The sequence below is a fragment of the Frankiales bacterium genome, assembly GCA_016125335.1.
Lineage (GTDB): Bacteria > Actinomycetota > Actinomycetes > S36-B12 > CAIYMF01 > Longivirga.
In genome coordinates this window covers 238,766-247,266 of sequence record WGLY01000015.1, presented here as the reverse complement: position 1 = coordinate 247,266, position 8,501 = coordinate 238,766, and the positions used below count along the sequence as shown (strand labels likewise).

The window sequence follows — 8,501 nt, the reverse complement described above, 5'->3', positions numbered from 1 at the left end:
TCAACCCCGCGATCTGCCCATGCGTCAACCCCTGCGCCAGACCCCGCTCGATCACCACACGCTCATGCACCGTCAACCGCGCACCAGGCATCCCAACCTCCGCCGCACATCATCAGGTGCAACGACCCCTTGAACCCGCCCGCCGGTTTCCGGGCGTTGCGGCAGTAACGACGGGTCAGTCCTGGGCGGCGGGGGCGGCTGCGGCGACGCCGGGCAGCGCCAGCATCCGGTCGAGGGCCACCCGGGCCCAGTGCGCGACTTCGGGGTCGACCACGATGCGGTTGACGACGTGGCCCTCGACGAGGTTCTCCAGCGCCCACACCAGGTGCGGCAGGTCGATGCGGTTCATCGTGGCGCAGAAGCACACGGTCTTCTCGAGGAAGACGATCTGCTTGTCCGGGTGGGCCAGGGCCAGGCGGCGCACCAGGTTGAGCTCGGTGCCGATCGCCCACGCGCTGCCGGGCTCGGCCTCCTCGAGCGTGCGGATGATGAACTCGGTCGAGCCGACCTTGTCGGCCCCGAGCACCACCTCGTGACGGCACTCCGGGTGCACCAGGACGTTGACGCCCGGCACCCGCTCGCGGACCTCGGCGACCGTCTCGGCGGTGAAGCGGCCGTGCACGGAGCAGTGGCCCTTCCACAGGATCACCTTCGCGGCGCGCAGCTGCTCCACGGTGAGCCCGCCACCCGGCTTGTGCGGGTCGTAGAGCACGCAGTCGTCGAGGGAGAGCCCGAGGTCGAGCACGGCGGTGTTGCGGCCGAGGTGCTCGTCCGGGAGGAAGAGCACCTTCTCGCCCTGCTCGAACGCCCAGGTCATCGCTCGCTCGGCGTTCGACGACGTGCACACGGTGCCGCCGTGACGCCCGGTGAACGCCTTGATGGCCGCCGTCGAGTTCATGTACGTGATCGGCACGGTGACGTCGGCCACGCCGGCGTCGGCCAGCACGTCCCACGCGTCCTCCACCTGGCCGATGGCGGCCATGTCGGCCATGGAGCAGCCGGCGGCGAGGTCGGGGAGCACGACTGCCTGGTCGTCGGAAGTGAGGATGTCGGCGCTCTCGGCCATGAAGTGCACGCCGGCGAACACGATGTACTCGGCCTGCGGGCGGGCCGCGGCGTCGCGGGCGAGCTTGAAGCTGTCGCCGGTGACGTCGGCGAACTGGATCACCTCGTCGCGCTGGTAGTGGTGCCCGAGCACGAACACGCGGTCGCCGAGCGCCTCCTTGGCGCGGCGCGCGCGCTCGACGAGGTCCGGGTCGCTCGGGGCGGGCAGGTCGCCCGGGCACTCGACGCCGCGCTCGGACTGCGGGTCGGCGCCGCGGCCGAGCAGCAGCAGCGCCAGGGGGGTCGGGCTGGGCTCGACGAAGCTCTCGGTGCTCACGCGCGCATCCTCTCACCGCGGCTGCGGGCCGGGCGCGGCACGCGCCCCGCCGCCGGCATCCCGACGGCCGTCCGCTCATCGCGTGCAACGGCCCGGCGCCCCTCCCGCTTCCCGCACCGGCCGGTCTGCGGACGCGGCGGCGGACGTCCCCGGCCCGGCGGCAGGAGGCGGCCGCACTAGCCTCCTGGGGTGCGCGTCGTCGTCGCCCCGGACAAGTTCGCGGGGACCCTCTCGGCCGTCGAGGCCGCCGCCGCGATCGCCGCGGGCTGGCGCCGCACCGCGCCGCACGACGAGCTCGTCGAGGTGCCCCTGGCCGACGGCGGCCCCGGCTTCGTCGAGGTCGTCAGGTCCGCGCTCGGGGGCGAGCTGCGCACGGTGGAGGTGAGCGGCCCCACGGGCGATCCGGCGACCGGCCACGTGCTGCTCGTCGACGGCACGGCCTACGTCGAGGCGGCCGAGGCCTGCGGCCTGCACCTGGTGCCCGAGCCGCGCGACCCCTCGCGCACCACGTCGTACGGCGTCGGGCAGCTGCTGCTCGCGGCGCGCGACGCCGGCGCCACGAGCGTCGTGGTCGGGCTCGGCGGGTCCGGCACCAACGACGCGGGCGCCGGCCTGCTCGCGGCCCTGGGCGCGACGGCCGCCACCGCCGACGGCGCCGACGCCACCGACCGCCTCCGCCTCGGGGGCGGCGCGCTGCGCGAGGTCGCGGCGGTCGACCTCGGCCCGGCGCTCGAGGCCGTGCGCGGCCTCGGGCTGGTCGCGGCGTCCGACGTCGACAACCCCCTGCTCGGACTGCGCGGGGCCACCAACGGGTTCGGTCGCCAGAAGGGCGCCGACGACGCGATGCTCATGCGGCTCGAGGGCGACCTGACCGCCTTCGCCGCGGCGGTGGGCCGCCGCCCGGACGGGCGCGACCCTGCGGTGGCCCTCGGCGCCGGTGCGGCCGGCGGCCTGGGCTACGCGCTTCTGCTGCTCGGGGCGACGCGCGTCCCGGGGATCGGCACGGTGCTCGACACCGTCGGCCTGGCCCGCGAGGTGGCGGCCGCGGACCTCGTGGTGACGGGGGAGGGCAGCTTCGACTGGCAGAGCCTGCGGGGCAAGGTCGTCAGCGGGGTCGCCGAGGTGGCGCTCGAGCACGGCCGAGGCTGCGTGGTGCTCGCCGGGCGGGTGGAGGTGGGCCGGCGCGAGTACGCCGCCACGGGCGTCAGCGGGGCGCTGGCCGTGGTGGACGACCTGCGCGACCGGGGGCGTCCGGAGTCCGACGCCTTCGACCACCCGGCCGCCGCTCTGGCCGACCTCGCCGAGCGCGCCGCCCGCACCTGGTCGCGCTGAGCCGGGGCGCACCGGACCGCCGCGGGGCACGGGTGCGACGCGCGCGGGACCGCAGGACGCCGCACCCCGCAGGTCGTGGCACCATGGACGCCTGACCGCACCGGGGCACGGGGAACATTCCGCGGGTCGACGGGGTTGTCAGGGTGTACGGCGTCCGTGCGACGCCGGCGTACGGCTCGACCCACCCCCACCGGGAGGACCACCGCATGACCGCCGATGTCACCATCGAGACCTCGACGCCCGTCACCGACGGCATCCTGCTGACCGAGGCCGCCTCGTCCAAGGTCGCCGCACTGCTCGAGCAGGAGGGTCGCGAGGACCTCTCCCTGCGCGTGGCGGTCCAGCCCGGCGGCTGCTCGGGCCTGCGCTACCAGCTGTTCTTCGACGACCGCTCCCTCGACGGCGACGTCGTCAAGGAGTTCGGCACCGTCAAGGTCGTCACCGACCGCATGAGCGCCCCCTACCTCGGCGGCGCCACGATCGACTTCGTCGACTCGATCGAGAAGCAGGGCTTCACGATCGACAACCCCAACGCCACCAGCTCCTGCGCCTGCGGCGACTCGTTCAGCTGACGGCACCGCACCCGCGTCCGGAGGGCCGCACCCCGCGAGGGGTGCGGCCCTCCGCGCGTCCCGGCAGGCTCAGTCGACCGGGACCTTCTGGCCGGTGGTGGCGTCGATGACGGCTCGGTGGGCCCAGGGGGCGGCCAGGGTCACCGTCGCCGAGACCTCCTTCGCCAGGGCGGGGCAGGCGCGCGAGGTGTCGGTGTCCGGCGTGGCGAGCAGCTGCACGGTCACGACGTCCGGTGTCTCCTTGGCAGAGGCGGTGTACGTCTCGCACACCCCGCCCACCGAGTGCAGCACGAGGGTGGTCCCGTCCGCGCCCACCGTCGCGGCCGAGACGGCCACCGCACGCGGGCTGCCCGCCGGGCCCGAGGGCTGCACCGGCAGGGGGAGGTCGCTCGCCGGCGGGCCGGCGGGGGTGCCGGGGTCGCTGCCCGAGCCGCCGTCGGTGCCGGGCGAGCCGGCGGACGCCGAGGCCACCGGGCCGGGGTCCGGCTCGCCGAGGAAGCGGGGCGCCACCGCGACGACCGGCACCGGGTCGCCGCCGCCCTCGAGGTCGAAGAGCCAGGCCGGCACGAGCAGCTCCGTGGCGGTGCTGCCCTCGGCGTCCCAGCGCGGCACGAGCCCGAGGCGTGCGCCGGTCACCGCGGGGGTGCGCGGGGTGCAGTCGGTCCCCTGCAGGCAGGCCATCGCGATGTCGGGCCGGGGGAGCAGGCGCAGGGTCTCCAGGGCCGTCGCGGCCGGGACGAGCGGGTAGGCGGGGCCCTCGACCGGCTCGCCGAGCCGGCCCGTCGCGGCGAGCACGCCGCGCGCGTCCACGGTCACCCGCGTGGCGATCCCGTACGTCGGCAGCCCGGCGACCACCGGGTCCACGGACACGTCGCGGGTGGCCGACCGCGGCCCGAGCACCGCGTCGGCGATGTCGAGGCCTGCCGCGGCCAGCACCGGGGCGGCCGCGGCACGGGCGGCGTCGTCGGGCACGGGTGTCACCACGGGCTTGGGCCCGGGGGCCGGCTCCTGGCCGGGCGGAGTCCCCGGCGTGGCGATCGAGCCGCCGCCGGAGCCGCCGGAGCCGGTCGACCCGCTCGACACGCCCTGGTCGCCGCCGGCCGCCGGCGGCGACGGGGGTGCCACGGGCGCGGCCGGACTGCTGCTGCACGTGACGACGCCGGGCTGCGGCGCCACGGAGGCGCACGGCGCGTCCGGCGCGGCAGGCGTGCCGGACGCGACGGCCACGCCGTCCGGCGCGACCGACACCGCGCAGGCGACGCCGCCGCCGGCGCCGCCGGGGGAGTCGATGTCGAGGGAGTAGGAGGGGCACTGGTCCTGCGTGCGGCTGTAGGCCCACTCGCCGCTGCCGTCGCGGACCACGAGCTGCGCCGGGCCCGTGCCCACCGCCCAGCCGTGGGCGTGGCGCTGCGGCTCCGCGTCGATCCCGAGCGAGACGGCAAGCGCGGCCACACGGTCGCGGGGCACCTCGGTGTCGGGGTAGCGCTGCACCGGCGCAGAGCCGGGCCCCGACGGCAGGGTCCCGTGCAGGGGGTACGGGTCGGTGGTGGAGCGCCCCGAGGTCCCGGCGGCGTCGGCGGCCATGCCGGCCACGCCCGCTCCGGCGAAGGCCGCGGTGCCCGTGCCGATGTGCAGCACGGGAGGTTCGCCCGCGCCGGCGACCTGGGTGCCGCACCCGGCGAGGGCGCCCACCGCTAGGAGCGCGACGATCGGCACGCGGCGCGCGCGGCCGGCCGGCCCGCCGCTCCTGCGGCTCCTGAAGGTCGTGCTCATGACCTCACCCTGCCCTGGCTCGGTGCTCGACGGCGTCCTGTGTGCGCTCGGACGCGGGCCGGACCGGCCCGGTTCCGCCCTACCGCACGTCCCGCGACCCCGGGCGGGTGCGGGCAGGGCCGGTCGCGCGGGCGGCGCGGAGCGCCGGCCGGGATAGGGTCGGGCGTCGTCCGCGGGGAGGTGTGGCCCCGCGCCCGAGGAGAAGAGCCCGCCCGTGCGCGTCGCCGTCACCGGATCCATCGCGACCGACCACCTGATGACCTTCCCGGGGCGGTTCGCCGACTCCCTCGTCCCCGACAAGCTCGACAAGATCTCGCTGTCCTTCCTCGTCGAGGACCTCGACGTCCGCCGCGGCGGCGTCGCCGCCAACATCGCCTTCGGCATGGCGGTGCTGGGCCTGCACCCCGTCCTCGTCGGCGCCGTGGGCCAGGACTTCGACGACTACCGGTCCTGGCTCGCGCGCCATGGCGTCGACACCCACTCGGTGCGCGTGTCCGACGTGCGGCACACCGCGCGCTTCGTCTGCACCACCGACGAGGAGCAGTGCCAGATCGCGTCCTTCTACCCCGGGGCCATGAGCGAGGCGCGCGAGATCGAGCTCGGGCCGGTGTCCGAGCGGCTCGGCGGCCTCGACCTCGTGCTGGTCGGCGCCAACGACCCGGAGGCGATGACCCGGCACACCGACGAGTGCCGCTTCCGCGGCATCCCGTTCGTGGCCGACCCCAGCCAGCAGCTCGCGTGGCTCGACGGCGAGGGCATCAAGCAGCTCGTCGACGGTGCGGCCTACCTGTTCAGCAACGACTACGAGGCGGGGCTGATCGAGCAGAAGACCGGCTGGAGCCACGACGAGGTGCTCACCCGCGTGGGCGTCCGGGTCACCACCCTCGGCAAGGACGGCGCCCGGGTCGAGGTGAAGGGCCAGGACCCCATCGAGGTGCCCTGCCCGCCGGAGGAGCTCAAGGCCGACCCCACCGGCGTGGGCGACGCCTTCCGCGCCGGCTTCCTCGCCGGCCTCGCGTGGGGGCTGTCCTACGAGCGCTGCGCGCAGATCGGCTCGCTGCTGGCCACCTACGTCATCGAGACGGTCGGCACCCAGGAGTACGACCTGGCTCAGCGCCACTTCCTCGGGCGGTTCGCCGCGACCTACGGCGAGGACGCCGCCGCCGAGGTCGCCGCCAACGTCCGGTGCCCGCGCCCGTAGGACGACCTGACGTGGCCGCGGTCGACCCGCCGGTCGAGCCGCCGCCCACGCCGTGGGCGCTGCCCGACCCGGCCGCGGCGCCCGACGGCGTCGAGCTGCTCGGCGTCGGGGCCGACCTCGCGCCGGGCACCCTGCTCGCCGCCTACCGCACCGGCCTGTTCCCCATGCCGTTCGACGCCGACTCGGTGGGCTGGTGGTCGCCGGACCCGCGCGGGATCCTGCCGCTGGACGACCTGCGGGTGAGCCGCTCGCTGCGCGCCTCGTGCCGGCGGCTGGCCACCACCGTCGACACCGCGTTCGACGACGTCGTGCTGGCGTGCGCGGACCCGGCCCGCCCGGGCGGCTGGATCACCCGGGCGGTGCGCGAGGCCTACGGCGAGCTGCACCGCCTCGGGTGGGCGCACAGCGTGGAGGCCCGCACCCCCGAGGGCGACCTGGTCGGCGGCCTGTACGGCGTCGAGATCGGCGGCCTGTTCGCGGGCGAGTCGATGTTCAGCACGGCGCGCGACGCCTCCAAGGTCGCCCTCGTGGCGCTGGTCGCGCTGCTGCGCCGGGCGGCCGAGCGCGAGGGCACCGGCACCGGCGACCGGCTGCTCGACGTGCAGTGGCGCACCGACCACCTCGCCAGCCTGGGCGTGCAGGAGGTCCCGCGCGCGGAGTACCTGCGCCGGCTGCGCGCCGCGCTGGGGCACCACCCCGCGTTCTGAGCGGGGGTTCGTGCCCCGCTCAGCCGGACGCCGGCGACACCAGGTACGCCGTGCCGCCGCCGGGGGCCGGGCCGGTCCAGGTGAGCGTGCGACCGCGCAGCGCGCACCAGGCCGGGACGTCGGTGACCGCCGCCGGGTCGTCGGCCAGCAGCAGCAGCCGCGCCGCCGGGTCGGCCGCGGCCGCCCGCCCGAGGGCGATCACCGGCAGCGGGCACAGCCGGCCCCGCTCGTCGAGCAGCACGTCGTGGCCGGGCACCCCGGCGGGCTCGCTCACAGGCCCTGCGCCCCGAGCGAGGCGCGCACCCGCTCCACCACCGCCGGCAGCACGGCGAGGAAGCGGTCGACGTCGTCCTCGCGCACGCCCGGCGGCAGCGACACCCGCAGGTTGCCGTGCGTCAGCGCGCCCATCGCGGCGAGCACGTGGGAGGGCTGGAGCGAGTCGGCGACGCAGGAGGACCCCGACGACACCGCGAACCCGGCCCGGTCGAGGTCGGCCAGCAGCGCCTCGCCCTCGACGTAGAGCAGCGAGAACGTCACCACGTGGGGGAGCCGGTCCACCGGGTGGCCCAGCACCACGGCGTCGGGCACCTCGGCCGCCACGCGGTCGCGCACCCGGTCCACCAGGCGCGCCAGGCGCACCGACTCCGCCTGGCGCTCGCGCTCCACGGCCTCGAGCGCCGCCGCCGCGGCCACCACGGAGGGGACGTCGACGAACCCGGGCACCCGCCCGTGCTCCAGCGCGCCCTCCGGGGATGGCGAGCGCCAGCGCACGCCGGTGCGCACGGCGAGGACTCCGACCCCCGCGGGGCCGCCCCACTTGTGCGCGCTGGCGGCGAGCACCGACCAGCGGGCCGGCACGTCGTCGCGCCCCACGGACTGCGCGGCGTCGACGAGCAGCGGCACGCCGGCCGGCTCCAGGAGGTCGGCCGCGGCCGTCAGGGGCTGGCGCGTGCCCACCTCGTGGTTGGCGCTCTGCACCGCGGCCAGGGCGACGTCGCCCTCGCCCAGCGCCTCCTCGAGCGCCGCGACGACGAGGGCGCCGTCGCGGTCCACCGGCAGGTGCACCGCGTGCGCCGGGTCCGCGACGGACGCGGTCGCGGCGTGCAGCACGCTGGAGTGCTCCACCGCGGTCGCGAGGACGCGCCGGCCCTGCCGGCGGCGTCCGAGGACGAGCCCGGCCAGGCCGAGCTGCACGGCCTGGGTCCCGGAGGCCGTGAACGACACCTCGTCGGGCCGCGCCCGCAGGACGGCGGCCACCGACTCGCGCGCGGCGTCGAGCAGGGCCCGGGCCCGGGCGGCGTCGTGGTAGCGGCGGGCCGGGTCGGCCCAGCCGAGGTCCAGGGCGCTCGCGAGCGACTCCCGGGCGGCGGGGTGCAGCGGCAGGGTGGAGGCGGCGTCGAGGTAGCCGGGCGGCGGCTGCGGAGGCTCCGATCCGGGGGTCTGCGACCCGCCCGGAGCCGGGTCCGTCCGATGGTCGGAGCGCGCCGCACCGCCGTGCGGGACACCCGGTCCGACCTGCGCCACGACCCGACCGT

Annotated in this window: 8 protein-coding genes; 4 read left to right on the top strand and 4 right to left on the bottom strand. The window is 76.9% G+C overall.

Annotated features, from left to right (window positions below):
• Positions 1-175 precede the first annotated feature (175 nt).
• The gene (gene nadA, locus GC157_09295; protein ID MBI1377659.1) at positions 176-1,381 is read right to left on the bottom strand and encodes a quinolinate synthase NadA; all 1,206 of its coding nucleotides are present in this window, start codon (positions 1,379-1,381) and stop codon (positions 176-178) included.
• A gap of 189 nt (positions 1,382-1,570) precedes the next feature.
• Here nadA and GC157_09290 point away from each other — a divergent pair, with 189 nt between their 5' ends.
• Complete coding sequence (locus tag GC157_09290; protein MBI1377658.1) at positions 1,571-2,713, top strand: glycerate kinase; 1,143 nt, start codon at positions 1,571-1,573, stop codon at positions 2,711-2,713.
• A gap of 206 nt (positions 2,714-2,919) precedes the next feature.
• Entirely contained in the window at positions 2,920-3,285 is a 366-nt protein-coding gene (locus tag GC157_09285) for an iron-sulfur cluster assembly accessory protein (GenBank protein ID MBI1377657.1), read from the top strand.
• A gap of 69 nt (positions 3,286-3,354) precedes the next feature.
• On the opposite strand, the gene GC157_09280 is transcribed toward GC157_09285, so the two are convergent.
• Positions 3,355-5,058, bottom strand: a complete 1,704-nt coding sequence (locus tag GC157_09280) for a hypothetical protein (protein ID MBI1377656.1) — start codon at positions 5,056-5,058, stop codon at positions 3,355-3,357.
• A gap of 214 nt (positions 5,059-5,272) precedes the next feature.
• Here GC157_09280 and GC157_09275 point away from each other — a divergent pair, with 214 nt between their 5' ends.
• Positions 5,273-6,259, top strand: coding sequence for a carbohydrate kinase family protein (locus GC157_09275; protein MBI1377655.1), 987 nt, complete (start codon positions 5,273-5,275; stop codon positions 6,257-6,259).
• A gap of 11 nt (positions 6,260-6,270) precedes the next feature.
• A complete protein-coding gene (locus GC157_09270; protein ID MBI1377654.1) occupies positions 6,271-6,966 on the top strand; it encodes a leucyl/phenylalanyl-tRNA--protein transferase in 696 nt (231 codons plus the stop codon).
• A 19-nt stretch (positions 6,967-6,985) separates the two neighbouring features.
• On the opposite strand, the gene GC157_09265 is transcribed toward GC157_09270, so the two are convergent.
• Both GC157_09265 and GC157_09260 read right to left on the bottom strand, forming a co-directional pair.
• On the bottom strand, positions 6,986-7,240 hold the full coding sequence (locus GC157_09265; GenBank protein MBI1377653.1) for a sulfurtransferase TusA family protein: 255 nt from the start codon (positions 7,238-7,240) through the stop codon (positions 6,986-6,988).
• Positions 7,237-8,490: an aminotransferase class V-fold PLP-dependent enzyme gene (locus tag GC157_09260; protein MBI1377652.1), complete on the bottom strand. Its 1,254-nt coding sequence runs from the start codon at positions 8,488-8,490 to the stop codon at positions 7,237-7,239. The genes GC157_09265 and GC157_09260 overlap by 4 nt, the downstream gene beginning before the upstream one ends.
• Positions 8,491-8,501 lie beyond the last annotated feature (11 nt).